The organism is Dactylosporangium aurantiacum (assembly GCF_000716715.1).
Lineage (GTDB): Bacteria > Actinomycetota > Actinomycetes > Mycobacteriales > Micromonosporaceae > Dactylosporangium > Dactylosporangium aurantiacum.
In genome coordinates this window covers 53,899-80,039 of sequence record NZ_JNYJ01000030.1, presented here as the reverse complement: position 1 = coordinate 80,039, position 26,141 = coordinate 53,899, and the positions used below count along the sequence as shown (strand labels likewise).

22 protein-coding genes, 1 tRNA gene, 1 other RNA gene and 1 pseudogene are annotated in these 26,141 nt (G+C 72.9%); 13 read left to right on the top strand and 12 right to left on the bottom strand.

The genetic code is table 11. From position 1 onward, the window contains the following. Positions 1 to 457: 457 nt before the first annotated feature. Positions 458 to 844: RNase P RNA component class A (rnpB, locus tag OP18_RS53310), an RNA gene on the bottom strand. A gap of 30 nt (positions 845 to 874) precedes the next feature. Between rnpB and OP18_RS30075 the strand changes: the two genes are divergently transcribed. Further along, positions 875 to 1,654, top strand: coding sequence for a sulfite exporter TauE/SafE family protein (locus tag OP18_RS30075; protein WP_033362457.1), 780 nt, complete (start codon positions 875 to 877; stop codon positions 1,652 to 1,654). On the opposite strand, the gene OP18_RS30070 is transcribed toward OP18_RS30075, so the two are convergent. From OP18_RS30070 to OP18_RS30050, 5 genes are read right to left on the bottom strand one after another with little or no spacing between them, the layout of a single operon-like run. Next, the gene (locus tag OP18_RS30070; protein WP_033362456.1) at positions 1,651 to 2,889 is read right to left on the bottom strand and encodes a bifunctional RNase H/acid phosphatase; all 1,239 of its coding nucleotides are present in this window, start codon (positions 2,887 to 2,889) and stop codon (positions 1,651 to 1,653) included. The genes OP18_RS30075 and OP18_RS30070 overlap by 4 nt on opposite strands. Then, on the bottom strand, positions 2,886 to 3,626 hold the full coding sequence (locus OP18_RS30065; RefSeq protein WP_033362455.1) for a zinc ribbon domain-containing protein: 741 nt from the start codon (positions 3,624 to 3,626) through the stop codon (positions 2,886 to 2,888). Before OP18_RS30065 ends, OP18_RS30070 begins: the two co-directional genes overlap by 4 nt. Continuing rightward, on the bottom strand, positions 3,623 to 4,414 hold the full coding sequence (locus tag OP18_RS30060) for a Nif3-like dinuclear metal center hexameric protein (protein WP_033362454.1): 792 nt from the start codon (positions 4,412 to 4,414) through the stop codon (positions 3,623 to 3,625). Before OP18_RS30060 ends, OP18_RS30065 begins: the two co-directional genes overlap by 4 nt. Positions 4,415 to 4,423: 9 nt before the next feature. After that, entirely contained in the window at positions 4,424 to 4,978 is a 555-nt protein-coding gene (locus OP18_RS30055) for a flavoprotein (protein ID WP_033362453.1), read from the bottom strand. Positions 4,979 to 5,001: 23 nt separating this feature from the next. After that, on the bottom strand, positions 5,002 to 6,234 hold the full coding sequence (locus OP18_RS30050; protein WP_033362589.1) for a helix-turn-helix domain-containing protein: 1,233 nt from the start codon (positions 6,232 to 6,234) through the stop codon (positions 5,002 to 5,004). A gap of 193 nt (positions 6,235 to 6,427) precedes the next feature. Between OP18_RS30050 and OP18_RS30045 the strand changes: the two genes are divergently transcribed. Beyond that, positions 6,428 to 7,063: a bifunctional DNA primase/polymerase gene (locus tag OP18_RS30045; RefSeq protein ID WP_033362452.1), complete on the top strand. Its 636-nt coding sequence runs from the start codon at positions 6,428 to 6,430 to the stop codon at positions 7,061 to 7,063. 248 nt (positions 7,064 to 7,311) lie between these two features. Here the strand turns inward: OP18_RS30045 and OP18_RS30040 are convergent, their stop codons facing one another. Both OP18_RS30040 and aceE read right to left on the bottom strand, forming a co-directional pair. Beyond that, the gene (locus tag OP18_RS30040; RefSeq protein ID WP_156089893.1) at positions 7,312 to 7,713 is read right to left on the bottom strand and encodes a hypothetical protein; all 402 of its coding nucleotides are present in this window, start codon (positions 7,711 to 7,713) and stop codon (positions 7,312 to 7,314) included. A 639-nt stretch (positions 7,714 to 8,352) separates the two neighbouring features. Further along, positions 8,353 to 11,097, bottom strand: coding sequence for a pyruvate dehydrogenase (acetyl-transferring), homodimeric type (gene aceE / locus OP18_RS30035; RefSeq protein WP_033362450.1), 2,745 nt, complete (start codon positions 11,095 to 11,097; stop codon positions 8,353 to 8,355). 250 nt (positions 11,098 to 11,347) lie between these two features. Between aceE and OP18_RS58765 the strand changes: the two genes are divergently transcribed. From OP18_RS58765 to OP18_RS30010, 5 genes and pseudogenes are all read left to right on the top strand, one after another. Continuing rightward, positions 11,348 to 11,830, top strand: coding sequence for a hypothetical protein (locus OP18_RS58765; RefSeq protein ID WP_162189856.1), 483 nt, complete (start codon positions 11,348 to 11,350; stop codon positions 11,828 to 11,830). A 23-nt stretch (positions 11,831 to 11,853) separates the two neighbouring features. After that, the gene (locus OP18_RS30025; RefSeq protein WP_211273720.1) at positions 11,854 to 12,267 is read left to right on the top strand and encodes a YjbQ family protein; all 414 of its coding nucleotides are present in this window, start codon (positions 11,854 to 11,856) and stop codon (positions 12,265 to 12,267) included. 60 nt (positions 12,268 to 12,327) lie between these two features. Continuing rightward, on the top strand, positions 12,328 to 12,771 hold the full coding sequence (locus OP18_RS30020; protein WP_081971244.1) for an NUDIX hydrolase: 444 nt from the start codon (positions 12,328 to 12,330) through the stop codon (positions 12,769 to 12,771). A gap of 174 nt (positions 12,772 to 12,945) precedes the next feature. Then, positions 12,946 to 15,429 (top strand): annotated as a pseudogene (locus OP18_RS60975) (thiamine pyrophosphate-dependent enzyme); the annotation flags it as partial. A gap of 106 nt (positions 15,430 to 15,535) precedes the next feature. Continuing rightward, complete coding sequence (locus tag OP18_RS30010; RefSeq protein WP_033362448.1) at positions 15,536 to 15,967, top strand: DUF3052 domain-containing protein; 432 nt, start codon at positions 15,536 to 15,538, stop codon at positions 15,965 to 15,967. Positions 15,968 to 16,924: 957 nt separating this feature from the next. Here the strand turns inward: OP18_RS30010 and OP18_RS53265 are convergent. Continuing rightward, positions 16,925 to 19,657: an Hsp70 family protein gene (locus OP18_RS53265; protein ID WP_052387557.1), complete on the bottom strand. Its 2,733-nt coding sequence runs from the start codon at positions 19,655 to 19,657 to the stop codon at positions 16,925 to 16,927. A gap of 48 nt (positions 19,658 to 19,705) precedes the next feature. Between OP18_RS53265 and OP18_RS30000 the strand changes: the two genes are divergently transcribed. The 3 genes from OP18_RS30000 to OP18_RS29990 all read left to right on the top strand — a co-directional run bounded on the left by OP18_RS30000 (position 19,706) and on the right by OP18_RS29990 (position 20,774). Next, positions 19,706 to 20,158 carry a peroxiredoxin gene (locus tag OP18_RS30000; RefSeq protein ID WP_033362584.1) on the top strand — a complete coding sequence of 151 codons (453 nt, stop codon included), beginning with the start codon at positions 19,706 to 19,708 and terminating at the stop codon, positions 20,156 to 20,158. A gap of 75 nt (positions 20,159 to 20,233) precedes the next feature. After that, positions 20,234 to 20,308 (top strand) — tRNA-Val (locus tag OP18_RS29995). A gap of 187 nt (positions 20,309 to 20,495) precedes the next feature. Continuing rightward, a complete protein-coding gene (locus OP18_RS29990) occupies positions 20,496 to 20,774 on the top strand; it encodes a hypothetical protein (RefSeq protein WP_033362447.1) in 279 nt (92 codons plus the stop codon). A gap of 24 nt (positions 20,775 to 20,798) precedes the next feature. Here the strand turns inward: OP18_RS29990 and OP18_RS61990 are convergent, their stop codons facing one another. Continuing rightward, positions 20,799 to 22,361: a methyl-accepting chemotaxis protein gene (locus tag OP18_RS61990; RefSeq protein ID WP_052387556.1), complete on the bottom strand. Its 1,563-nt coding sequence runs from the start codon at positions 22,359 to 22,361 to the stop codon at positions 20,799 to 20,801. Between the two features lie 83 nt (positions 22,362 to 22,444). On the opposite strand from OP18_RS61990, the gene OP18_RS29980 reads away from it, so the two are divergent. Continuing rightward, positions 22,445 to 22,900 carry a hypothetical protein gene (locus tag OP18_RS29980; RefSeq protein WP_156089891.1) on the top strand — a complete coding sequence of 152 codons (456 nt, stop codon included), beginning with the start codon at positions 22,445 to 22,447 and terminating at the stop codon, positions 22,898 to 22,900. Here OP18_RS29980 and OP18_RS29975 read toward each other — a convergent pair. Then, positions 22,887 to 23,660, bottom strand: coding sequence for an aldo/keto reductase (locus OP18_RS29975; protein ID WP_033362445.1), 774 nt, complete (start codon positions 23,658 to 23,660; stop codon positions 22,887 to 22,889). The two genes, OP18_RS29980 and OP18_RS29975, sit on opposite strands and share 14 nt — an antisense overlap. Before the next feature lie 64 nt (positions 23,661 to 23,724). Between OP18_RS29975 and OP18_RS29970 the strand changes: the two genes are divergently transcribed. Together OP18_RS29970 and OP18_RS29965 are read left to right on the top strand one after the other, a co-directional pair. Further along, positions 23,725 to 25,074 (top strand): GH1 family beta-glucosidase, encoded by a 1,350-nt coding sequence (locus OP18_RS29970; protein WP_033362444.1) that lies wholly within the window; start codon positions 23,725 to 23,727, stop codon positions 25,072 to 25,074. A 68-nt stretch (positions 25,075 to 25,142) separates the two neighbouring features. Further along, entirely contained in the window at positions 25,143 to 25,532 is a 390-nt protein-coding gene (locus OP18_RS29965) for a hypothetical protein (RefSeq protein WP_033362443.1), read from the top strand. Positions 25,533 to 25,538: 6 nt separating this feature from the next. Here OP18_RS29965 and OP18_RS29960 read toward each other — a convergent pair whose 3' ends face one another. Next, the gene (locus tag OP18_RS29960) at positions 25,539 to 26,093 is read right to left on the bottom strand and encodes a DUF4304 domain-containing protein (RefSeq protein ID WP_033362442.1); all 555 of its coding nucleotides are present in this window, start codon (positions 26,091 to 26,093) and stop codon (positions 25,539 to 25,541) included. Between the last annotated feature and the right edge of the window lie 48 nt (positions 26,094 to 26,141).

Here is a 26,141-nt window from a genome sequence, read left to right as displayed (position 1 = left end):
CAGGACCCTGCCTCCGGCGGGTAGGGCCTCCGGCCCTACGACCCGGAGCGTGCCTCCGGCGGCCAGGGCTGCTCGCCCTGGAACCTCGGCGGCCCGGGAAGCCCGGGGGTGGGCTCCGAGCCCTCCCGTCGCGCACCGGAGGCAGCCATGCCGCACCACCGGGGCGCCAGCGCTCGCGGTGACGGCGCGGCCCGACCGACATGGCGCCCCGGCGGCACAGCATGTCAGGGCGGAGCCTGCGCAACGGGAAGCCTCTCCGGGTCCGGAGCATGTTGCGGAAGCAACCGGAGAAGCGCAGCCCGAAGGCCGTCTGAGTTGATCTCCGCTGGGCCGTCCCTGGGCCGTCCGGGCCGTCACCGGGCCGTCGAACGACCGCCAGTATTGACCGACGTCGACCAGTACTGACGTACGAAACACCAGGTCAGCGGCCACGAGAAGGGCCGTGACCAGTGTGCGACGGACGAGTCGACCTGTACGCCGGGTTCTGTCCCCGCTGGTGAGCGGGGGGCGGCCATCCATCTCGGCCTGCCGTTGCCGGCAGGCTCTAGCGGTCTACCCGCAGGCTCGGGCGGGCCGCCCTCGAACGCCTGCGTCTGACCTTGCTCCGGGTGGGGTTTACCGAGCCGCCCCGGTCACCCGGGGCGCTGGTGGGCTCTTACCCCACCGTTTCACCCTTACCCGATCCGAGCCGCGCGGTGCGTGACCCGGGTCGGGCGGTCTGTTTTCTGTGGCACTGTCCCGCGGGTCGCCCCGGGTTGCCGTTAACAACCACCCTGCCCTCTGGAGCCCGGACGTTCCTCGGCGGCACCGGTGAAGGTGCCGACGCGGCCGCCCGGTCGACTCGTCCGTCGTGCTGACTATGGTAGGCGGGACCATGAACCTTGTAGACATCGCGCTCCTGTCGGGGGCGGGCCTGGCCGCCGGCACGGTCAACGCCATCGCCGGTGGGGGCTCGCTGATCACGTTCCCGGCCCTGATCGCGACCGGGTTGAGCCCGGTGGCGGCGAACGTGACCAACTCGGTGTCGGTGTTCCCCGGGTACACGGCGTCGGTGTTCGGCAGCCGGACCGACCTGGGCGACCTGGCGCGGGACAGCTCCCGGCGGCTGCTGTTCAGCGTCGTGCCGACGTCGGTGGTGGCGGCGGCGCTGGGGTGCCTGCTGCTGCTGGCCACGCCGGCCAGGGCGTTCGAACTGGTGGTCCCGTTCCTGGTCTTGGCGGCGGCCACCACCCTGGCGTTCCAGGACCGGCTGCGGCGGCTGGTCGGGCACCCGCGGGACCTGTCGCCGGGGCGCCGGGCGCTGAGCCTGCACGCGATGGTGTTCCTCGGCTCGCTGTACGGCGGCTACTTCGGCGCGGCGCTCGGCGTCATGCTGGTCGCGGCGCTGGGGCTGGTGCTGGACCAGTCGATGGCGAGGGTCAGCGCGTTGAAGAACGTCGTGTCGGCGATCGCCGGGCTCGTCACCGTGGTCGCGTTCTCCGCGTTCGGGCCGGTGAACTGGGTGGACGTGCTGGTGGTCGCGCCGACGGCGATGGTCGGCGGCTACGCGGGTGCCAGGCTGGCCCGCCGGCTGCCGTCGGCGGTGCTGAAGTGGCTCATCGTGGCCTTCGGCACCGGCGTGGGCCTGATCCTGCTCTACCGGGCGCTGTTCTAGGCCAGGTGGGCCGTGTCGTTGACGGTACGCACCGCGACGCCGCCGTCGGGCCACGAGTCCACCACCGACAGGCCGGCCGGGTCGAGGTACAGCCGGTACATGAACGCGTCACCGGCGGCCAGCGCGTCGCGGAGCAGGGACTTGATCGGCGTGACGTGGCTGACGACGGCGATCTGCTGCCCGGCGTACCGCTGCTGCAACCGCCGCACGGCGCGCCGCACGCGGATGGCGACCTGCTGCATCGACTCGCCGCCGGGCGGTGCGACGAGCGGGGAGGCGAGCCAGCGGTCGAGCTCGGTGGGGTACTCGGCCCGGACCTCGCCGAACGTGAGCCCGTCCCACTCGCCGAAGTCGCACTCGACCAGGTCCGGCTCGACGACGACCTCGGCGGCGGCGCCGGTGGCACCCGCGGCGACGATCGCGGCCGCGGTGTCCAGGCACCGCCGCAGCGGCGAGCTGACCACGGCGGCGAGGTCGGGCGCGACGGCGTGCACCCGCCCGGCGGCCCGCATGGCCTGGTCGCGCCCCTGGTCGGACAGCGGGATGTCACTGCGCCCCGAGTAGCGCTTCTCCACCGTGTACGCGGTCTCCCCGTGCCGCAGCAGCACCATCCGCAGCGGCGACCCGGTCGCCGGCGGCGCCCACGACCGCACCCCGCCCGCGAACGAGCTGCCTTCTTCCGTGGAAGCGGCGACGGGCGCGGAAGAGGAGGAAGCGGACGACGCCGCGGCCGCGACCGCCCGAGCGGCCGCGCGACCCGGCGAGTCAGGCCCGGCGACCGGAGCCGCCGGCACGGCGTCCGCCGGCGGCGCGGCGGACGGCAGCGGGTCCGGGGCGTCCTTGCCGTCCATGGCCGCGTTCGCCAGCCGGTCGGCGTGCTTGTTGCGCTCCCGCGGGATCCACGAGTACTTCACGACCCGGAAGCCGCCGGCCAGCTTCCCGGCCTGCTCGGCCAGGGGACGCAGCCCCGGGTGCTTGATCTGCCAGCGGCCCGACATCTGCTCGACGACGAGCTTGGAGTCCATGCGGACCTCGACCTCGTCGGCGCCCAGGTCGGCGGCGGCGCGCAGGCCCTCGATCAGGCCGGTGTACTCGGCGACGTTGTTGGTGGTGACGCCGAGCCGGCCGAGGCGTTCGGCGAGGACCTCGCCGGTGTCGGCGCGCACGACCGCCCCGTAGCCGGCGGGGCCGGGGTTGCCCCTGGACCCGCCGTCGGCCTCGACCGTGACCTTCACAGGCCGGACTCCGCGGTCCGCACGAGGATGCGCCGGCACTCCTCGCAGCGGACCACCTCGTCGGGGGCGGCGGCCTTGACGCGGGCCTTGTCGCCGCCGGCGAGCTCGAGCCGGCAGCCCTCGCAGCGGCCGTGGCGGAGCATGGCCGCGCCGATGCCGCCGCTGCTCTCGCGGATCTTGTCGTAGAGGGCGACGAGGTCGGCGGGGAGGTCGGCGGCGAGGGGCTTGCGGCCGGAGCGGCGGAACTCCTCGTCCTTGGCGATCGCGGCGAGGGCCTCGCCGCGGCGCTGCTCGGCGGCGGCGCGGACCTCGCGGGTCTCGGTGAGGCGGCCGACGATCTCGTCGAGGGTGGCCTGGGCGGTCTCGCGCTGCTCCATCAGCTCCAGCTCGGCGTCCTCGAGCTCGCTCTGGCGCCGGTTGAGCGTGGCGATCTCGTGCTGGAGGGCCTCCAGCTCGCGGGCCGGGCCGGTGCCGGCGTCGAGGCGGGCCTGGTCCTTGTCCTTGCGGGCGCGGACCTGCTCGGCGTCGCGCTCGAGGCGGCTGATGTCGCGGTCGAGGTCGTCGACGGCGACCTGGGCGCGCACCCGCTCGTCCTCCATCGTGGACAGCTCACGGGCCAGCCGGTCGAGCTCGGCGTGCTCGGGCAGCGACTTGCTCCGGTGCGCGAGCTGGGTGAGCGCGATGTCGATCGCCTGCAGGTCGAGCAGGCGCCGCTGGGCCTCTGGGTCTGCCTTCACGAGTTGCCGTCCTCCATGAATGTCCACGGTGAGGTGTCCACATCGGACACGATGGTCTGCAGGCCCGTCTCGCGCCGCAGGAACGCCGCCACGTCGTCGAGCCAGGGCCGCTCCGACGCCCAGTGCGAGACGTCGAGCAGCACGGGCCCGCCGCCGGCGAGGTGCTCGTGTGCCGGGTGGTGGCGCAGATCCGCAGTCAAGTATGCGTCAACGCCCGCCCGCGCCGCGTCGGCCAGGAACGCGTCACCGGCGCCGCCCGACACGGCGACCGTCTCGATGGTGGCGTCCGGCGGGCCGGCCACCCGTACCCGACCGACGGACGAGGAGACGAGGGCGGCGAACTGCGACAGGGCCATCGCAGATGGCAGCCGGCCGACGCGCCCGTGGCCGCGGCCGGTGTCGTCGGTCGGGACGAGGGGGCGCGGGTCGAGCAGGCCGAGGCGGGCGGCGAGCGCGTCGGAGACGCCCGGGTTGGCCACGTCGCCGTTGGTGTGCGCGGTGTACAGGGTGATCCCGGCCTTGATCATCCGGTGCACGATGGCGCCCTTGTACGTGGTGGGCGCGACGCTCGACACTCCGCGCAGCAGCAGGGGGTGATGGGTGAACAGGAAGTCCGCGCCGGCCTCCACGGCCTCCTGCACGGTCCGCGGGTCGCAGTCCACCGCGAGCAGGACCCTGGTGACCTCGGCGGTCGGCTCACCGAGGGTGAGGCCGACCCGGTCCCAGCTCTCGGCCCAGGACGGCGGGTAGCGCTGTTCGAGCAGTTCGACGAGTTCGGCGACAAGCACGGCGCGACGTTACTCCACGCCGTCGCGTGACGTCTGCCGGTCGAGCGCCTCGATGGGCAGGTGCCACGGGAAGGTGTCCACGAGCCGCTCGCCGGTGCCGGGCGGGTGCAGGGGCAGCACGTCGGGGCCGTAGATCATGGTGACGCCCCAGGCGCGCAGCTTCTCGATCGACTCGCCGAACGCGGGGTGGCGGGCCATCGCGGCGTTGGTGAACGGCACGGCGACGATCGGCAGCTGCATCCCGAGCCCCTCGACGAGCAGGCCGAGGGCGAGGGTGTCGGCGATGCCGGCGGCCCACTTGTTGATCGTGTTGACCGTGGCCGGCGCGACGATCATCGCGTCGGCCGGCGGGAGGATGTCGGGGTCGCCGGGGTACTTGTAGCGGTGCCGGACGGGGTGCCCGGTCTGCGCGACGAGGCTCGGCACGTCGAGCCACTTGAGGGCGTCCGGCGTGGCGACCACGCAGACCTCCCAGCCTTTCGCCTGGGCGAGCGACACCAGCTTGCTGGCATCCCGCGTAACAGGCGATCCGCACATTACGGCGTACAGGACATGAGCGGCCATGCGGGCATTGTGCTACCTGCCGGCTAAACCCCGACGCTCATGTGCTCGGCGAGTTCCGCGACGGGCGCGGTCGGCGTGCCGCGGGTGCGCCGCAGCACGTCGCTGAGCACCTCCCGGGCCAGCGGCCGGCAGCGGATCTCCGACGGGGCGAGCCGGTCGCCCTCCAGGAGCATCTCGCTGGCCAGCTCGATGTCGCCGATCAGCGCGTGCGCGCGGGCCTGGTCGAGGTAGTGGTGGGCGCGGCGCTCCGGCAGCAGGGCGTTGAAGGCCTCCAGGTCGAGCCCGGCGTGGACCTCGACGGCGACCCGGCCGTCGCCGAGCTCGACGGCCGCGGCGGCCCGGTGCAGCTGCACATTGGTCGGCCCGAAGCAGGACCAGTAGTAGTTGTGGTCGCCGTCGAGCCCTCTGGCCGCCTCCTCGGCCCCGCCGAGCAGGTCACGGACGGTGGCGCCGTCGCCGATGCGGGCCGCGGCCATGGCGCCCTGCAGCAGCAGCATGCCGTAGACGGACAGCCGCTCCGGTGCGCAGTCGTTGCCGTCGGTACCGGGGGCGAGCCGGTTGGCGATGTTGACGTTGATCTCCAGGGCCGGGCGGGACCGGCCGAGGGAGAGCAGCGCGAGGGCGACGCGGGTGGTGGCGGTCCCGGCGAGCAGCTGGTCGCCGGCGCGCTGGGAGACCGCGATGGACCGGTCGGCGGCGAGCCAGGCCAGCTCGTGCTCGCCGAGCTTGCGCAGCGCCGAGGACGCGATCTGGTAGACCTGCCCGAGCAGGTGGGCGGCCTCGCGGCCCTGCGCGCCGTCGGCGTAGGCGGTGTCGGCGGCCTGGGCCTCGCGCAGCAGCCGGGGCAGGGTGCGGGCCAGCATGCCGTACTTCGCGTGCTGGTAGCTCAGCCAGGCGTGGGTGACGGCCTTGCGCATCTCGGGCAGCGGCGGCGGCTCGGGCGGCGCGTAGAAGAAGGCGCTGATCTGGTCGTAGCGCTCCAGTGCGGCGCGGATCTCCTCGACCTCGACCTGGTCGACGCAGTTGACGCTGTCGGGGCGGCGCTCGGGGTCCTTGCCGAGCAGGATCTGCACGTCGAGCTGCAGGACGTCGGCGATCTCGTAGACGACGGAGAACTTGTCCAGCCGGCGCACGCCGCGTTCGACCTTGTCGACCCAGCTCTTCGACTTGCCCAGCCGGTCGGCGAAGACCTGCTGGGACATCTTGCGCCGGTTCCGCCAGTAGGCCACGCGCCGGCCGATCGGCAACTCATCCACGCCGCTCACCTCCGGAGGTCACCCGCTCGGTCGACGTCGCACCTTTTGTGCGGTTCGTCCGGCGTCCATGCTCATACGTTCCGATGTGCAAGTTGCAGCCCCCGTTGCCATGACCAACGACGGACACGACGTCGGGTGACGCGACGTGGTTCTGTGCGCCCTTTTGAGTGATCTCCCCTGCTAGGAGGAGCACATGCGGTCCTGGGAACGCGCCAAACTGCGCAAAGCGGCGCTCAGGTACGTCGAGCACGGCTGGCACGTGCTGCCCGGCGCGTACCTGGTCGGCCAGCACGCCGGCCGGCACGCCAAGGAGCGCCGCTTCGTCTGCGGCGAGATCGGCTGCCGCACGGTCGCGTGCCACCCGGCGGCGCGGGTGCCGAGCCGCTCGCCGGCGGTCGTCGCCGGATGGTGGCGCAAGGACCCCTGGACCGTGCTGTTCCCCACCGGGTACGCCTTCGACGTGCTCGAGGTCCCCGCCGCGCTGGGCCGGGCCGCGCTGCTGGGCGACGGCCTCGTCGCGGCGCGGGGACCGGTGGCCGTCGCGCGGCCGGGCCAGGGCGAGCGCTGGCACTTCCTGGTGCTGCCCGGCCACGGCCTGCTGCCGGAGCTCGCCCAGCAGCCCGGTGTGGTGCTGCACGGGCAGGGCTCGTGGGTGCCGGCGCCGCCCAGCCCGCAGTTCGGCGGGCGGGTGCGCTGGGAGCTGCCCCCGGAGGCGCACGGCTGGCGGCCGGCGGAGCCCTACGCCGTGCAGGCGCTGATGCTCGACGCCATCGGGGCGGGGCCCCTGACCGCGGCCGGGCAGCGGGCCACCTGGCGCACCGCGGCCTGACCCGCGCACCGGAACAGACGGCCGGTCCGCCCGGGGGGACCGGCCGTCGCCGTGCGCGCACCCCGCGCCCGCCGGGCGGCGGTGGGGTCGCGGCGCGCCAGGCTCCAGAAAAGATTCACGTGCAGAATTCATGGCGATGCCCAACGTAGCGTGGGTGTAGCCCTACGTCGACCCTCTGTAGCCCGGCAGAGTTACTCAACGGTTGCAGATTTACCTACTCATCGTTGAGTGTTGATCTACTTATTTGATCAGTAACCGACGGACACGTCGACCGTAGTCACTACCCGTCGGACCCCGTCGGCGGCCTTCCGGTCAGGCACCTCGGTCGGCTCGGCGGCCGGGTCGACCCGGACGATCCGGCCCCCCTCGGGCAGCCGGACACCGCGCGCGGCGAGCAGCGCCGTCAACGCACCATAGATGAGCGTCTCCACCTGGTCGGCATCGGCCCATGCCTGCAGGCCGATGCGCCAGCGCACCTGCCGGGCCCACGGCAGCCTCGAGCGGACCGGCGCGCCGACCGCCTCCACGAGCAGCACCGGCAGGCTGCCGGCCAGGTCCTCGGGGCGCTCGGTCACCAGCGTGGCACCGGACAGGTGATGCTGGGCGCGCAGGTACGCCACGACGAGACCGACCGCGTCCGGTTGTGCCACGGCGGTCACCGCCTCCTCGGCAAGGCGCCCGACCTCACGCGTCCTGCCCCCCGTCATCACCGTCGCCGCCATACCTGCCCGTTGCCCCGTCGAGGACAACGGCAACCGCACCCCCCGGTCGCGGTACCACAGATACATTTCATGTTCCCCGAAGAAAGGATTTACCGGCGATCGGAGAAACGGCGCGTCCAGCTGTATGGTCCGGCATTTCTGCGCGACCGGCTGTCGGCACCTCGACATCGCCCCGGCTTGCGCGTTCGCAGGCCTGCTCCTGCCAGGCTAGCGACCGGAAAAGATCGTTGTGCGCGCATCGCCACGATCGGGGAAATCGTGTTCTTTGCGGCATACATCGGCGCCCTCCGATCGGCGGCGGAACACCGATTGGGGGGCGCCGATGTGCGGATCAGCTGAAGCTGGCTCCCTGGTCGCGGCGGTACGCCCAGGCCGCGAGGGCCGCCGCCGCGACCGTCCAGACGGCCAGGGCCGCCATCGAGGTGCCCGACACCTCGAAAGTCGCCGACGGCGCCGCGGAGCAGCTGGGCGCGGTCCTCGGCGACGCCGACCCCGTAGGTGGACGGGGAGCTGACCAGAGAGGGGCCCGCGGACTGCCGCGGGCCCCTCTCCTGGTTGCCGGTGCTGTTACGAGTCGCCGCCGGTCTCGCCGACCGGGGCGGCGTTGACGTCGTCGATCGCGTACTTCTTCGCGGCCTCGGCCGGGACCGACGCCGGCACCTCGCCGCGGCGGGCGAGCTGGCGCAGCGTGGCGACCACGACCGACTCGGCGTCGACGTGGAAGTGCCGGCGCAGCGCGTGGCGGGTGTCGGACAGGCCGAAGCCGTCGGTGCCGAGCGACGTGTAGTCGCCGGGTACCCAGCGGGAGATCAGGTCCGGCACGGCCCGCATGAAGTCGGAGACGGCCACGACCGGACCCTCGGCGCCTTCCAGGGCCTTGGTGATGTACGGCACGCGCGGCTCGTCGCCCGGGTGGAGCAGGTTGTGCTCCTCGACGGTGATCGCGTCGCGGCGCAGCTCGGTCCAGGACGTCGCGGACCACACGTCGGCGGCCACGCCCCACTCCTCGGCGAGCAGCTTCTGCGCCTTCAACGCCCACTGCATGCCGGTGCCGGAGGCGAGGATCTGCGCCTTCGGCCCCTCCTGCACGGGCGCGGCCTGGTAGCGGTAGAGCCCCTTGAGCAGCCCCTGGACGTCGAGGTCCGCGGGCTCCGCCGGCTGGAAGATCGGCTCGTTGTAGACCGTCAGGTAGTAGATGAGGTCCTCGGGCTGCTCGCCGTACATGCGGCCGACCGCGTTCTCGGTGATGTGCGCGATCTCGTAGCCGAACGCCGGGTCGTACGCCACGACGGCCGGGTTCGTCGCCGCGATGAGCAGCGAGTGGCCGTCCTCGTGCTGCAGGCCCTCTCCGTTGAGCGTGGTCCGGCCGGCGGTGGCGCCGAGCAGGAAGCCCCGCGACATCTGGTCGGCGGCCGCCCAGATGCCGTCGGCGGTGCGCTGGAAGCCGAACATCGAGTAGAAGATGTAGACCGGGATGATCGGCTCGCCGTGGGTGGCGTAGCTGGTCGCGGCGGCCGTGAACGAGGCGACCGAGCCGGCCTCGTTGATGCCCTCGTGCAGGATCTGCCCGGTGGTCGCCTCGCGGTAGGACAGGAACAGCTCCCGGTCGACCGGCGTGTAGTTCTGCCCGTGCGGCGAGTAGATCTTGGCGGTCGGGAAGAGCGAGTCCATGCCGAACGTGCGGGCCTCGTCGGGGATGACCGGCACCCAGCGCTTGCCCATGCCCTTGTCGCGCATGAGGTCCTTGAGCATGCGGACGAACGCCATCGTGGTGGCGACCTTCTGCTTGCCCGAGCCGCGCTTGATGTCGCCGTACACCGAGGAGTCCGGCAGCTTGAGGTCCACGTGCGTGGTCCGCCGGTTCGGCACCGGGCCGCCCAGCTGCGCGCGCCGCTCCCGCATGTACTGCATCTCGTCGGACTTCTCGTCGGGCCGGTAGTACGGCACCGCATACGGGTTGTCGCCGATCGCGCTGTCCGGGATGTCCAGGTACAGCCGGTCGCGGAAGTCCTTGACGTCCTGCAGCGTCAGCTTCTTCATCTGGTGGGTGGCGTTGCGGCCCTCGAAGTGCGAGCCGAGCGTCCAGCCCTTGATCGTCTTGGCCAGGATGACCGTCGGCTGGCCGGTGTGCTCGGTGGCCGCCTTGTACGCCGCGTAGAGCTTGCGGTAGTCGTGCCCGCCGCGCTTGAGGTTCCAGATCTCATCGTCGGACAGGTGCTCGACCATCTTGCGGGTGCGCGGGTCGCGGCCGAAGAAGTGCTCGCGGACGTACGCGCCGGACTCCGCCTTGTAGGTCTGGTAGTCACCGTCGGGGGTCACGTTCATCAGGTTGACCAGCGCGCCGTCGGTGTCGGCGGCGAGCAGCGGGTCCCACTCCCGGCCCCAGACGACCTTGATCACGTTCCAGCCGGCGCCGCGGAAGAACGCCTCGAGCTCCTGCATGACCTTGCCGTTGCCGCGCACCGGGCCGTCCAACCGCTGCAGGTTGCAGTTGATGACGAAGGTGAGGTTGTCCAGCTCCTCGCGGGCGGCCACGCCGATCGCGCCGATCGACTCCGGCTCGTCCATCTCGCCGTCGCCGAGGAAGGCCCATACGTGCTGCTGGCTGGTGTCCTTGAAGCCGCGGTTGTGCAGGTACCGGTTGAACCGCGCCTGGTAGATCGCGTTGATGCCGCCCAGGCCCATGGAGACCGTGGGGAACTCCCAGAAGTCCGGCATCAGCCGCGGGTGCGGGTAGCTGGGCAGGCCGCCGCCCATGCCGCGGTGCGACAGCTCCTGGCGGAACCCGTCGAGCTGCTGCTCGCTCAGGCGGCCCTCCATGAACGCGCGCGCGTACATGCCCGGCGACGCGTGGCCCTGGAAGAAGATCTGGTCGCCGCCGCCCGGGTGGTCCTTGCCCCGGAAGAAGTGGTTGAAGCCGACCTCGTACAGGCTGGCGGCGCTGGCGAACGTGGAGATGTGGCCACCGACGCCCACGTCCGGGCGCTGGGCGCGCTGCACCAGCATCGCCGCGTTCCACCGGATGTAGGCGCGGATGCGCCGCTCGACGTGCTCGTCGCCGGGGAACCAGGGCTCACGCTCCGGCGGGATCGTGTTGATGTAGTCGGTGGTCGTCAGCGGAGGCACGCCGACCTGTCGCTCCCGCGCGCGCTCCAGCAGGCGCAGCATCACGTAGCGGGCGCGCTTCGTGCCGCGCTCGTCGATCACTCCGTCCAGCGACTCGACCCACTCGGTCGTCTCCTCCGGGTCGATGTCCGGCAGTTGACTCGGCAGGCCGTCGCTGATCACTGGGCGCTTGCGTTCGGTGGACACAGGCGTTCCTTCTAGGTGTAGGACCGGCCGCGCTGCGGTAGGACGGCTATGACCGGTCGGGATGGCCTCGGGGCGTGCATGTTGAGGCAATGTGTGAGCCCATGTCCCATCCTGCCTGGCTCCGGTGCCGTCCGTCACGTCTACGGGGCGTCAACTGCGACGCGCGACACGATACCGGCCGGTAACTTTCGGGTGACAAAACGACGACTCATCGAGCATCCGAGGGTCCCGGGTCGGCTACGGTCCGGCCGTGTCCGACAACTCCACCTGGTGGCTGCTGCTGCCGCTGCTCTGCGTCGTGGGCTCGATCACCGTCGTGGCCATCGCGATCACGTTCGTCGTGCGCCGGACCGTGCGCCGCACCGTGAACACCGCCTTCAACAGCACCCTGAACGGGTTCGGCCCCGGCGGGTTCGGCCCCGGCGGTCGCGGCGGGCCGGCGGGCGCCACGCCGTTCGGGCCCGACTGGACCCCCGACGGCTTCACCGGCGCGCCCTTCGACGGGCACGGCGGCCACCACGGCGGGGGGCACGGCGGGGGGCACGGCGCCCACCACGGCTCCCATGACGGGCACGTGCACGGTTGGGGCCACAGCATGGACCACGGCCACTCGCACTCCCACGACTCGGGGTCGTCCTGGTCGTCGTCGGACTCCGGCTCGTCGTCCTCCAGCGACTCCGGCTCGTCGTCCTCGTCGGACTCGGGGTCGTCGTCCTCGTCGTCCAGCGACTGACCCCGGCTGACACACTGTCGCGTATGCACTCCGAGGTCATCACCGTGCGCACCGGGTCCCGGCCCGTGGTGCGCGACATCACCGACGAGGCGGCGCGGTTCGTCGCCGCGCACGCCCCGGACGGCGACGGGCTGCTGCACGTGTTCGTCCCGCACGCCACCGCCGGGGTCGCGATCATCGAGACCGGCGCCGGCAGCGACGACGACCTGCTGCGGGCGCTCGACGACGTCCTGCCGGCCGACGACCGCTGGCGGCACCGGCACGGCTCGCCCGGCCACGGCCGCGACCACGTGATGCCGGCGTTCGTGGCGCCGTACGCGACCCTGCCGGTCGTCGGCGGGCGCATCGCGCTGGGCACCTGGCAGTCGATCTGCCTGGTCGACCCCAACGGCGACAACGCCACCCGCCAGGTCCGCTTCAGTCTCCTTCGCGGTTGAGCGTCGCGTGCACCGCGTTTCTGCCGGGCATCCCGGCCATCAGGCGGGAGGATCGCAGGCGTGATCGAGCGTCGCGTCGCCGTCGTGTTCCTCGTCGACCCGCAGGGGCGGCTCCTCATGCAGCACCGCGACTCCCACGCCAAGGTCTCGCCCAACCAGTGGGCGATGCCCGGCGGCAAGATCGAGGACGGGGAGACGCCCGAGGAGGCCGCCCGCCGCGAGGTCCGGGAGGAGACCGGACTCGTCGTCACCACGCTGGAGCACTACGTGACCTGCACCCGCCCCTCGGTGACCACCGCCGACGGGCTCGTGGAGATGCACGTGTACTACGCGGCGACCGACGCCACCCAGGACGAGATCGTGCTCGGCGAGGGCCAGGCAATGGTCTTCCTCACACCTGAGGAGGCACTCGAACGTGACCTCGGCGTGACCGCGGCGCTTCTGGTGCCCGGCTTCCTGGCGTCTGCGCAGTACAGGGCCCTGGCCGAGGGTCGCGGGCGGTAGCCGCCGGGGCACGCCCGGGCGCATCGGACTGGCAGACGAAGACCCATTTCGGCCATGCTGTCGAGCGTGACCACGCCTCAGGATCTCGACGAGCGGTTCCGCGCGGAGCTCGCCGGGCTCGTCGCCGCCACGGTCATCCGGGATCTGGACGAACCGGTGCGCGACGACACGGCGCTCACCGGCGTGCAGGCCCGGGCCCTCTACGACGCCCAGTGCACCAGCCGCCACCTCGACCTCGCCGCCCGCTGGCTGCGCAGCTTCGACGCCGGCTACTACACGATCGGCTCGTCCGGCCACGAGGGCAACGCGGCCGTCGCCGCGGCGCTGCGCCCGACCGACCCGGCCCTGCTGCACTACCGCTCCGGCGGCTTCTACTGCATGCGCGCCGCCCAGATCCCCGGCAGCGACCCGATCCGTGACGTCCTGCGCGGGGTCGTCGCCTCCTCCAAGGAGCCGATCGCCGGCGGCCGGCACAAGGTCTTCGGCCACCCCGACCTGCACGTCGTGCCCACCACCTCGACGATCGCCTCGCACCTGCCGCGCGCCGTCGGCGTCGCCTTCGCGCTCGGCCGCGGCCGGCGGCGCAACCCCGCCGCCGGTGCCGCCAACGGCCACGGCTGGCCCGGCGACGCCCTCGTCGTGTGCTCCTTCGGCGACGCGTCGGTCAACCACGCCGCCGCGACCGCCGCGTTCAACACCGCCGGCTGGTGCGACCACGTCGGCCTGCGGCTGCCGCTGCTGTTCGTCTGCGAGGACAACAGCCTCGGCATCAGCGTCCGCTCCCCCGAGGGCTGGGTCGCCGCCGCCCTCAGCAGCCGGCCCGGCGTGCGGTACTACACCGCCGACGGCTGCGACAGCGCCGCCACCTACGACCGCGCCGCCGAGGCCGCCGCGTGGGTGCGCCGCTTCCGGCGCCCCGCGGTCCTGCACCTCACCACCGTGCGGCTGATGGGCCACGCCGGCGCCGACGCCGAGATGGCGTACCGCTCCCCCACCGAGATCGCCGCCGACCTGGCCCGCGACCCGCTGGTGCGCACCGCCCGGCTCCTCGTCGAGGCCGGCGTCGCCACCCCGGCGGAGCTCATGGCCCGCTACGACGAGCTGGGCTGGGACGTGCGCCGCGTCGCCGAGGAGGTCCTGGGCGAGCCGAAGCTCGGCAACGCCTCCGAGGTGACCGCGCCGCTCGCGCCCCGGCGGCCCGTGCGGGTGTCCCGGGCCGTCGCCGACGCCGCCGCCGACCTGGTCGACGAGACCGTGGACCCCGACGCGTGCAGCGCCATCGACGACGACCTGGAGCTGGCGGAGGCGTACACCGGCACCGCGGCGGAGGCGCCGGACGCGGAGCACCCGGCGCCGGCCGAGGACGACGCCCAGGAGCCGGCGCAGTCCGGTACACCGGAAGAAACGGACAATCAGGGCGAGGCGGTTGACGACGACGCCTGGCCCGAGCCTGCCGACCCCGCCGAGCCTGCCGACCCTGCTGAGCCTGCCGACCCCGCCGGTCCCGCCGACGCGACCGAGCCCGCCGAGGACACGGGGGCGCCCGAGCTCGCCGAGGACGCCCGGGGCAACGGGCACCCGCCGACCAGGGCCGCGGCGTTCAACGGCCGGCTGCCCGAGCGCGCCGGCCCGCTCACCCTCGCCCAGACGATCAACGCCGCCCTGACCGACGCCATGCTCGCCTACCCGCAGATGGTGGTCTTCGGCGAGGACGTCGCGACTAAGGGTGGCGTCTACGGGGTGACCAAGGGCCTGCGGGACCGCTTCGGCACCACCCGCGTCTTCGACACGCTGCTGGACGAGACCTCCATCCTCGGCCTCGGCCTGGGCGCCGGCCTGGCCGGGATGCTGCCCGTGCCGGAGATCCAGTACCTCGCGTACCTGCACAACGCCGAGGACCAGTTACGCGGCGAGGCCGCCACCATGCAGTTCTTCTCGCAGGGGGCGTACCGCAACCCGATGGTGGTGCGGGTGGCCGGCCTCGCCTACCAGCTCGGCTTCGGCGGGCACTTCCACAACGACAACGCCCTCGCCGTGCTGCGCGACATCCCCGGGCTCGTCGTCGCCGCGCCCGCCCGCGCCGAGGACGCCGCGCCCATGCTGCGCACCTGCCTCGCCAGCGCGATCGTCGACGGCAGCGTCTGCGTCTTCCTGGAGCCCATCGCGCTCTACCACACCCGCGACCTGCACACCGCCGGCGACAACTGGTGGCTGTCGGAGTACGCGCCGCCGAGCGAGTGGTCGGCCATCCACGTGCCGATCGGCCGGGCCCGGGCGTACCACAGCGGCCCGAACGACGACCTGACCATCATCACCTTCGGCAACGGCGTGCGCATGTCGCTGCGCGCCGCCGCCCGCCTCTCCGAGGAGGGCGTCAGCTGCCGGGTCGTCGACCTGCGCTGGCTGTCGCCCCTGCCCGTCGGCGACATCATCAAGCACGCCTCCGACACCGGCCGGGTCCTCGTCGTCGACGAGACCCGCCGCTCCGGCGGTGTCGGCGAGGGCATCATCGCCGCGCTCGTCGACGCCGGGTACGTCGGCGTGGCCCGCCGGGTGGCCGCCGTCGACTCGTTCGTGCCCCTCGGACCGGCCGCCAACCACGTCCTCGTGTCCGAGGAACAGATCGTCCAGGGAGCAAAATCGCTGTTGGCCCGGTAGTTTGGACCGATAGTTTTTCGATCGCATCGGTGCGCCACTTGCGTTGACGGCCCGTACTGTGTGGACTACGCGCTAACAGTGGTGTTGCGACAGGAGGCAGTGGACAGTGAACGCGACCGCGGGTCAGGCCGAGGTGAAGAGCCTGGCGGACCGGTTCGGCGTCGAACCGGGCATGGTCGTTATGGAGATGGGGTACGACGACGACGTCGACCAGGATCTCCGCGACGTCCTGATCGACCGGTGCGGGGACCTGGTTGACGAGGAGACCGACGAGGTCGTCGACGTGGTGCTGCTGTGGTGGCGCGACGACGACGGCGACCTGGTCGAGACGCTCATCGACGCGCTGGGCCCGCTCGCGGACAACGGCGTGGTGTGGCTGCTCACCCCCAAGGCCGGCCGTCCCGGGCACGTCGAGCCGAGCGATATCAACGAGTCGGCTCCCACCGCCGGGTTGCAGCAGACCTCGACGGTCAACGCCGGCAAGGACTGGACCGCGGCGCGCCTGGTCGCACCGCGCGCCGCACGGTCCCGCCGCTAGCCGCTGCGCTCGCCGGCGTCCTCTTCCCACGGCCCCTCGCCGGGGAAGCGGCCGAAGGCGAGCCAGACCAGCCCGCTTCCCGCCGTGCCGCCGGGTCCCGGGCCGATCCCTCCTGCGCGCGCTTCTGTTCCGTTGAACCGCGGTGACCTGGCCGTCGGGCGACGGTGGCCGCCAACCTCCCGCAGCGCCGGGTCGATCACCTGCGGACGGCGCCACGACGGTCCTGACCTGGCAGGCCGCTCCAGGTCGCTATGCACTCCGTAACTCCGGTGACAAACGCCAGCCGCCGGACGGCCAGCGGTCACATCGGCTGGCGGACGGCCGGGGCGCCTTGTCATGACGGCGATCCAGGCCCCCGGTCGGCGAAGTGCTTGCCACGCCCGTCGTGGGATGACCGCCCCTTGTGGGACCTGGTCGGCTCGGCCTGGTAACGCCGGGCCTCCGACGGCCTCACCCTCTCGTGCCGGGCGCCGATCACTCCGGCCGGCCTTCGGTCGGGCCTCCACCGGAGACGGCGCGGACCCCCGCAGTCGCGGTGCGCCGGGCCGGCATCACCCCCACCGCCGGTCGGTCTCCGCCGCATGCCGAGCGGACCCCACCATGCTGGCGCAACTCCGTCGGCACGCCGGCGCGGCTCTGTCGGCCACTGACGCAACTCCGTCGGGCCACACCAACCCGGCCAGGCCACGCCGGGGCGGCCAGCCCACGCCTGCTCGACCGGGCCACACCAACCCGGCCAGGCCACGCCGGGGCGGCCAGCCCACGCCTGCTCGACCGGGCCACACCAACCCGGCCAGGCCACGCCGGCCCAACCAGCCCCCAACGCCGGCCGAACCAGCCCACTTCGCCCGGCCAGCCCATGCCCGGCCAGCCCATGCCCGGCCAGGCCATGCCCGGCCAGGCCACGCCGGCCTTGGCGGCGGTCCGGTCCGCCCGTGTGGGCCGTCGACCGGGGTGTCAGGTGGATGAGCGGGTCTGGGTCGGTTTCGGGGTCCAGGTGGGGGACGGGGAGTTGGACCAGCCCGACCTCGACGGGGACGGGGAGGTGGTGGGGTTGCCGCCGCCGCCGGAGTTGGACTGCGGCTGCCAGACCCTGACCTCGGAGAAGGTGATGTCGGCCGGGTCAGCGGAGGTGAAGGCGCCCAGGTTGACGCGGCCGCGCTTGATCAGGTCGTGGGTCTTGGAGCCGAGCTTGGTGCCGTTGACGTACACGGACACCTCGATGCCGATGACGACCAGCGCCACATACGGGTCGCCGGTGATCTTCACGGGCCAGGAGGCGAGCTCGTTGTCCTGGCTGGGGGCGAAGTCGCCGAGGGCGTGCAGCCGGACCACGCCGTCGCAGACGCCGACCGTGTACCCCTTGTCGCCCGTCCTGGCCCAGATGCCGGCGCAGCCGTTCTGGCGGTGCACCTTCGCCTCGATGCCGACGTCGGTCATCGGCACGTTGAGCGGGTCCTTCAGGGTGCAGCCGGTCAGGCCCTGGCGCTCGGTCACGACGTGCAGCTCGCTGTCGGTCGCGTCGCAGCGGCCGCCCTCGGACTCGTCCTGCGAATACCACAACTCGTGCAGGCCACGCTGCTGGAACAGCTTCCAGTTGCTGGGCAGCCACGACGGCCGGTCCTCGCGGGGCCGGACCGGGATCTCCAGGACGTTGCCGCTGGCGGAGGACGACGGGCCGGCGCCCGCGCTCGTGCTCGTCGTGGGCTGCTGGGCGACGTCGTCGCCCTTGTTGCCGACTTCCTTGTAGACCACGTAACCGGCCAGCGCCAGGGCGAGGACCAGGATGCCGACCAGCACCGGGATCGCCACGCTGCGCTGCCTGGGTGGCGGCGGCAGCGGCTCCTCCCGGGGCAGCGGCGGCGCGTAGTCCATGCGGGTCGCCGACGGGGACTGGTACACCTGCTGGACCGGCGGTGGCGGCACGGCCCGCGGCGGCTGGACCGGTGCGTAGCCCTGCTGGTAGCCCTGTTGGGGGCCGGCCGGCGGTGCGCCCCGGTAGCCCTGCGGCGCCGCCGGCGGGGTCATCGGACGGATCCGCTGGGTCGCCTCGGCGTCGCCGAACCCGGGGCTCACCGGCGCGCCCGCCGGGTAGCCGCCCTGATACCCGCCCGGGGCGCCGCTCACCGGCGGCGGCGCGCTGACCGGCATGTTGCCCGCCGGCGGCGCGCTCATCGGCTGCCCACCCACGGGCCCACCGACCGGCGGACCGCTCATCGGTGGGCCACTCATCGGAGGGCTGCTCACGGGCGGCCCGCTCATCGGCACGGCACTGACCGGCGCGTTACCCCCGGGCGGCGTCATGGGCCCCTGCTGGAACCCCTGCACCGCACCGGCGGGCCCGGCCACCCCGGCCGGACCGGCGACACCGGCGGGACCCGCCGGACCGGCCACGCCCGCCGGGCCGGCCACACCGGCCACGCCCGCCGGGCCGGCCACACCGGCCGCGCCGATCGGGCCGCCACCGGCACCCGCGGCGGCAGCCGCCGCGCCGCCCGCGACGCCGCCCGCGATCACGCCACCCACCGCCGCACCGCCCGCCGCGGCGGCAGCGCCGCCGGGGAAGCCCTGGGCGGCGGGACCGCCCGCGGCGCCGGGCGCCGCCTCGGCCGGCTGGACGCCGACGTTGACCCAGGCGCGGAGGCTGCCCTCGGCGACCACCATCTCGGGCTGCTCGATGATCGTCGGGGCGACCCCGAGCTCCTTCTGCAGCAGCGTCGCGACCAGCGGGATCCGGCTCGAACCGCCGACCAGGAACAGCCCGGCGAGCTTGCTGTTGTCCAGCCCGGCCCAGCGGACCACGGCGGCCGTGGTGCGCACCGTCTGCTCCAGCAGCGGCCTGGCCAGGTCCTCGAACGCCTCGCGGGTGATCTCGACGTCGGCGGCCGCGATCGGCACGTGCAGCCCGGTCGACGGGGTGCGCGACAGCATCTCCTTGGCCACGCGGGCGTCGTCCCACAGCAGCCGGCGGTGCCGGCGGTCCTCGGTGGTCTGCGGGCTCTCCAGCCGCGCCCAGACCGGCGGATCCTCCAGCTTGCGCTTCGCGTAGTCGACGATCAGCGCGTCGAGGTCGATGCCGCCCAGGTCGTCGATGCCGTCGACGGCGCGCACGTCGAAGCCGTCACCCGCCCGGGTCACGACGCTGGCGTCGAAGGTGCCGCCGCCGAAGTCGTACACGAGCAGGCCCTGCTCCGCGGTCAGCGGCTTCTGCAGTACACCGGCGAAATAGTGCGCGGCGGCGACCGGCTCCGGCATGAGCGCCGGCTGCGGCAGCCCCGCGATCGTCGCGCCCTCGACCAGCGCGAGCCGCCGGGACACGCCCCACGCCGCGGGGTGGGTGAGCGTGACGGCGCCGACCTGCCCGCCGGCGACCCGCCGGGCCTCCGACGCGACGTGCGTCAGCACCGCCCCGATCAGCGCCGGCACCGTGAACTCGCGGTCGCCGAGCAGCACCGTGCCGTCGTCGATGCGCCGCTTGGGGCTCGCCTCGAACCGGGCCGGGTCGACGCGCGCGGCGTGCACCGCGTCGCGACCCACCAGGACCTGCCCGTCTGGCTGCGCATAGACGCAGGACGGCAGCAACGGCGAACCGTCGAACAGCAGGGGGCGGACCCGCCCATCCGGCCACGCCAGCAGCGCAACGGTATGGGAGGTCCCGAAGTCGATGCCCAGACGCGGACCGGCAGCCATGCGGGCGAGTGTAGGCCCCCGGTACGACAACCTGGCATGCTCGTCCGCATGACGGTGGATGTCGGGGCCGAGGCGCCGGACTTCGTGCTCAAGGACCAGAACAACCAGGAGGTCCGACTGTCGGATTTCCGCGGTCGCAAAGCGGTGCTGCTGGTGTTCTACCCGTTGGCCTTCACCGGCACCTGCCAGGGCGAACTGTCCACGGCCGGCGACTTCCAGTCCGACACGGTGCAGGTGCTGACCGTCAGCGTCGACTCGCCGTACAGCCACAAGGTCTGGGCCGACCGCGAAGGCTATGACTTCCCTCTCCTGTCGGACTTCTGGCCGCACGGGGCGGTGGCGCAGGCGTACGGGGTCTTCAACGACAGGGCCGGCTTCGCCGACCGGGGCACGTTCCTCATCGACACCGGCGGCGTGGTCCGGTTCGCCGAGCACCACGGCCCCGGCCACACCCGCGACCAGGAAGCCTGGCGGACGGCGATCGCATCGTTGCAGAGCTGATACACACCTGATACCGACTGGGGCGGATGAGGCTCGGCAGGTAGCATCCTTGGGTACCCGGGTTCGCCGACTTCGGGGCGCGTAGCTCAGTGGAAGAGCACCCGCCTTACAAGCGGGGGGTCGTTGGTTCGAACCCAACCGTGCCCACCAGATCAGCAACGGCTCCCGCTCAGGCGGGCGGCCGGACACGCCGCGATGCCGCTAGCGGCTGTGCGGCACGCGCTCCACAGCCGCGCCCGACTGGGCGAACATGTCGTAGCCCACGCGGCATCGATGCGTATGCGCCTGTCTGGCACCAGTTGACGCTGACCGGGGCGGTCTTCGGCTTCGCCAGCGGGTGCCCGGCGGCCTCGGCTGGGAGGCGTGGACCCGGGACAACCCGCGCAAGGGACGGCTGCTCGGGATGACGGTGCCGGTGTTCCTGACGTTCCCCGGTGCGGCCCTGCTGTCGCTGGCCTGGAGCTTCGGGTACGTCTTCGTCGACCATCAGGGCATCGCCGCCCGGGTCGGGCTCGTGGCGGTCTGGGTCCTCGGGCTGCTCGCCTCGGCGTTGTCCGCGGCGCTCGTACCGGAGGTCGCCGGGCGACCGGCCGGCGGCCGGCCGCTCGCCGGCTGAACCACCGAAGCCGGGCGCCGGCGGTCAGTACCGGAACGTCTGGACGATGCCGCGCAGGCTGCCTGACAGCTCGGCCAGGCTGCCCGCGGCGCGCCCCGCCTCCGTGATGCCCGTGGTGGTGAGCTGCACCGACGTGGCGACCTCGCCGATCGTCGCGGCGACCTGGTTGCCCGTGGCGGCGGCCTGTTCGACGCTGCGGCTCATCTCCTCCGTGGTGGCGGACTGCTGCTCGACGGCGGAGGCGATGGTCGTCTGGTACTCGTTGATCCGGGCGATGATCCCGGTGATCTCCTCGATCGCGGCGACGGCGCCGGTGGTGTCGGCCTGGATCGCCGCGACGCGGCGGCTGATGTCGTCGGTGGCCCGGGCGGTCTCCTGGGCGAGGTCCTTGACCTCGGAGGCGACGACCGCGAAGCCCTTGCCGGCGGCGCCGGCGCGGGCGGCCTCGATGGTGGCGTTGAGGGCCAGGAGGTTGGTCTGCTCGGCGATCGAGGTGATCACCTTGATGACGTTGCCGATCTCGGCGGAGGAGTCGCCGAGCTTGTTCATGACGGTGTTGGTGGTGCCGGCGACCTCGACGGCGCGGCCGGCGACGGTCACGGCCTGCGTGGCGCTCTGGGCGATCTCGCGGATCGAGGCGCCCATCTCGGTGGCGCCGGCGGCGACGGTGGAGATGGCGCCGGACATCTGGGAGGCGAGGCCGGCGACGGCGCCGGCCTGGCGGGCGCCGGTCGCGGCGCCGCGGGAGCTCTGGGTGCTGGTGGTGGCGAGCTCCTCGGCGGCGCTGGCCAGGACCGTGGAGTGCTCGGCCAGGGTGGCCACGGTGCGGCGCAGGTTGCCGGTGGCGGTGCACAGCGCGTCGGCCATCTGGCCCACCTCGTCGCGCTGGTCGACGGCCGGGTCCTGGGTGAGGTCGCCGTCGGCGACGGCGCGCAGGACGCGGGAGACGCGGCCGAGCGGCGCGACGATGAGGCGGGCGATGTACAGGGCGAGCCCGACCGCCAGGGCGAGCGCGACGGCGAGCAGCACGACGACGGTGAAGCGGACCGAGGTCACCGTGTCGCCGAAGTCCTTGCCGGCGACGAGGGTCGCGTCGGCGCGGGCGATCTCCTGGTCGAGGAGGTTCTCGTACGTCTTGCGCAGGTCGCGGTTGGGCCCGAGCGCGGCGGTGACGGCGGCCGCGCGGTCGGTGCCGAACAGGGTGAACTCGGCCTGCAGGGCGGTGAACCAGGCGTCGACGGCGGCCCGGATCCGCTGGACGGCCTCGCCGGACGGGGCGAGGGCCCGGGCGGCGTCGAGCGAGCGGTCGATCTCTGCCCGGCGGCCGAGGGCCTCGTCACGGAAGGACGGGTTTCCGCCGAGGAGGAAGCCGCGCTCGTCGTTGGCGGCGGACTTGGCGGTCAGGGCCGCCTCGTTCAGCGCCGTGATGTACGGCACCGCACGCCCGACCTCCTCGTTGCGGGTGTCGCTGAGGTCGTCGATGCCGACGACGGCGAGGATGCCGGTGGCGGCGGTGCCGGCGATCGCGACGGCCGCAACGATGAGGATCTTGGTGTAGACACGGCGGGAACCGAGCCAACGGCGCATGGTGACGTCCTTTCGGATGTTCTGTCCGGCTGAACGACCGACGACGTGACCATCTGAGGAAAAGCGTGCGCGAAGATGTCGCCGTGGACAGTTGGGTGCCGTTCCGCCGGTCGGACACCGCGAAGGTGGTGGAGCTCGTGCGTACCGTCGCGGCCGCAAACGATCCCGGCGAGCACGGTGAGGGCGTCGAGGTGGTCGTCGAGGCCCCGCGGCGGCGCTGGTGGCAGGCGCTGCTCAACCGGGACGACACCCTGGCGCAGGCGAGGATCGTGGTGACCCGGGACGGCGGCGAGGTGCGCGGCCCGTACGACATCCAGCTCGTCACCGCGCACGGCGCGGACGCGGCGCACCGGCTCGGGCGGCGCACCGGCTGGGCCGTCAGCAACTCCAACGGCCTGGCGTTCCTCATCCACAAGGGACCGGAGCCCGACTTCGGGGAGCTGGTGACGGGCGCGGTCGAGGCCCTCGCGGCCCTGCGCCGCCAGCCCCGCGACGGGGGCTGGCGGGCGCGGGTGGACCGGGGCATCACCAGGCGTTGACGGTCTCCAGCTCGGCCGCCGTCAGGGAGAAGTCCAGCACCGACAGGTTCTCGGCCATCCGCTCCCGGCGGGTCGACTTGGGGATGATGACGATGTCGTGGTGCAGCTGCCAGCGCAGGACCACCTGCGGCACGGTCACGCCGTGCGCCTCGGCGATCGCGACCAGGCGCGGGTCGTCCAGCGGCGTGTTCTTCAGCGAGCTGTACCCTTCCACGACGACGCGCCGGTCGCGCATGTCGGCGAGGAACTGCGCGTCGTGCTGGGCGGGGCTCCACGCGACCTGGTTGACGGCCGGGGTCTCCCCGGTCTCCTTGGTCAGCTCGTCGATCAGCGCGGCGTCGTAGTTGCTGACCCCGACCGACCGGGTCAGGCCGGCCTCGCGGGCCTTCAGGAACGCCTCCCACACCGGCACGGACCTCCCGCGCGCCGGCGGCCAGTGGATGAGCCACAGGTCGACGTGGTCGACGCCGAGGGCCTTCAGGCTCGCCTCGATCGTCTGCCGCTCCCGGCCCGCCTGCGACGGCGGGAGCTTCGTGGTGATGAAGATGTCCGAGCGGTCGACGCCGCTGTCGCGCAGCGCCCTGCCGATCTCGTCCTCGTTGCCGTACATGGTGGCGGTGTCGATGTGCCGGTACCCGACGTCCAGGGCGGTCCGGGTCGACTCGTACGCCGACGAGCCGGTGATCTGCCAGGTGCCGAAGCCGATCGTCGGCAGCTGCACGCCCGGGCCCAGCTCGGCGGTGGGAATCTCATGTGCCATACGCCCATACTGCCCGAGAAGCCGGAACGTTCCGCGGCGCGGCATGAACCGGTAACGTGCGATCATGTCGGACTTTCCAACCGGGTTCCAGTTCGGTGTGTCGACCGCCGCGTACCAGATCGAGGGCGCCGTGGACGAGGACGGCCGCGGCCCGTCCATCTGGGACACGTTCAGCCGCACCCCCGGCACGACGCGCGGCGGCGCCACCGGCGACGTCGCCTGCGACCACTACCACCGGTGGGAGTCCGACCTCGACCTGATCCAGGAGCTGGGCGCGACCGCGTACCGGTGCTCGGTCGCCTGGCCGCGGGTCCAGCCGACCGGCGAGGGCCCCGCCAACGCCGCCGGGCTCGCGTTCTACGACCGGCTCGTCGACGGCATGCTCACCCGCGGCATCGACCCGGTCGTCACCCTCTTCCACTGGGACCTGCCGCAGGCGCTGCAGGACCGGGGCGGCTGGGCCGACCGCGACACCGCGATGCGGTTCGGCGAGTACGCGGAGCTCGTCGGCGAGGCCCTCGGCGACCGGGTGAAACTGTGGGTGACGCTCAACGAGCCGTACATCCACCTCGTGCTCGGCCACGTCCTGGGCATCCACGCCCCGGGCCTGCGGCTCGGCATGGACCTGCTGCCGGTCATCCACCACCAGCTGCTCGGCCACGGCCTGGCCGTGTCGGCGCTGCGCCGGGTCTCCACCGCGCCGGTCACCCTCGCCAACAACTACTCGCCGGTCTGGCCGAAGAGCGACGCCGAGGACGACCAGACCGCCGCCATGTTCTACGACCTGGTGCAGAACCGGCTCTTCACCGACCCGGTCCTGCTCGGCGAGTACCCGCCGATCGTCGAGGGCCTCACCGGCGGCGCCGACATCGACTCGATCGTCCTGGACGGCGACCTGCGGGTCATCTCCCAGCCGATCGACGCGCTCGGCGTCAACTACTACAACCCGAGCCTCATCAGCGCCCCGCTGCCCGGCGAGGACCTGCCGTTCAGCCGGCTCGACATCACCGGCTACCCGACGACCGACTTCGGCTGGCCCGTCGTGCCGTCCGCGCTGCGGGACCTGCTGGTCACCCTGCGCGGCACGTACGGCGACCGGCTCCCGCCGATCTGGATCACCGAGAGCGGCTGCTCGTACGCGCCCGTCGACGACCAGTTCCGCATCGACTACCACGCCGGGCACCTCGACGCGGTCCGCGAGGCCATCGCCGCCGGCGTCGACGTGCGCGGCTACTGCGCCTGGTCGCTGCTGGACAACTTCGAGTGGGCCGAGGGGTACGACCAGCGCTTCGGCCTCGTCCACGTCGACTTCACCACCCAGGAGCGGACCCGCCGGGCGTCCTTCGACTGGTTCCGGCGGGTTTGCACCTCAGCTGCACCCCGGCCGGACTTGCAGGGCGGACCGACCGGATGACATCGTCGCTGCGGGGCGATCCGTAGCGTTGCGCAGGTCAGTCGTGCGCAGCGTTGGGAGTCGTCGTCGTGACCGAGCAATACGCCGGAGCCCTGCTCTACCTGGTCCCGGTGATCGTGGCGGCGGTCGTCGCGTTCGTGGTCACCAGGCCGGAGAAGGACGAGGCGTCCGCGGCGGCGCCCACCCCGCTCAGCCGGCGGATCCCCGCGCAGCGCACGTACCCGCCGCCACCCGCGTACCCGGGCGGCAACCGGCGCGCGCCGGCCCCGGCCCAGCAGTCGCCCACGCTGCTGCACGCCGCCCTGTCGTCGCACCTGGCCGCGGTGTCACGCACCGCCACGTCCGCCGGCGCGCCGCTGTCCTCGCCGGTGGTCCGCCCGGCCCGCCTCGTGTCGATCCGCCGCCCCACCAGGATCCCGCGGCGGCCGCTGTACCAGTGCCCGCACCAGCGCCCCTGAGCCGTCTCACCGGCGAACGCCGTCCCCCGGTCCTGCGCGTTCCGGCACGGCGGCGCGCTGCGCCGGCATGGCCGGCAGCCCGTCCTCGACGACGGCCGCCACGACCTCGTCCGCCACGCCCGCCGCGGCGTGCGACGTGACCGTCCACCACGTGTCCCCGTTGACCGGCATCAGGTGACCCAGGCGGCGCCACCAGACGCGGGCGTGGCGCCCGTACTCCGTCCCGGGGCTCGGCACCTCAGGCAGGTGCGGGGCCGCCGCGCGGTGCCCGGCCCAGTGTGCCCGGCCCACGACCATCAGGTTCACGGTGCACTCGACCTCGTCCACGCTGTTCCACCGCGAGGACTGGAACCCCAGCCGCGCGAACACGAGGTCGTCGAGGCGGTACAGCCTTCCCGACCCCGTGAACCCCCTGAGGCCGGCGTCCGTGTCGAGGTGCTCGCGGCGCGGCGGGCCGGCCGGGACCGCCTGGTGCGGCACCAGCGCCTCGCGGCCTCGGACGAAGACCGTGACGTCATGGAACGAGCCGTCCAGCGGGAACGTCTCCGGGCGCCGGTGCACGTCCGCGAAGAGCTTCCGGTGGTCCGTCCCATCATCCGACCCGGCCAC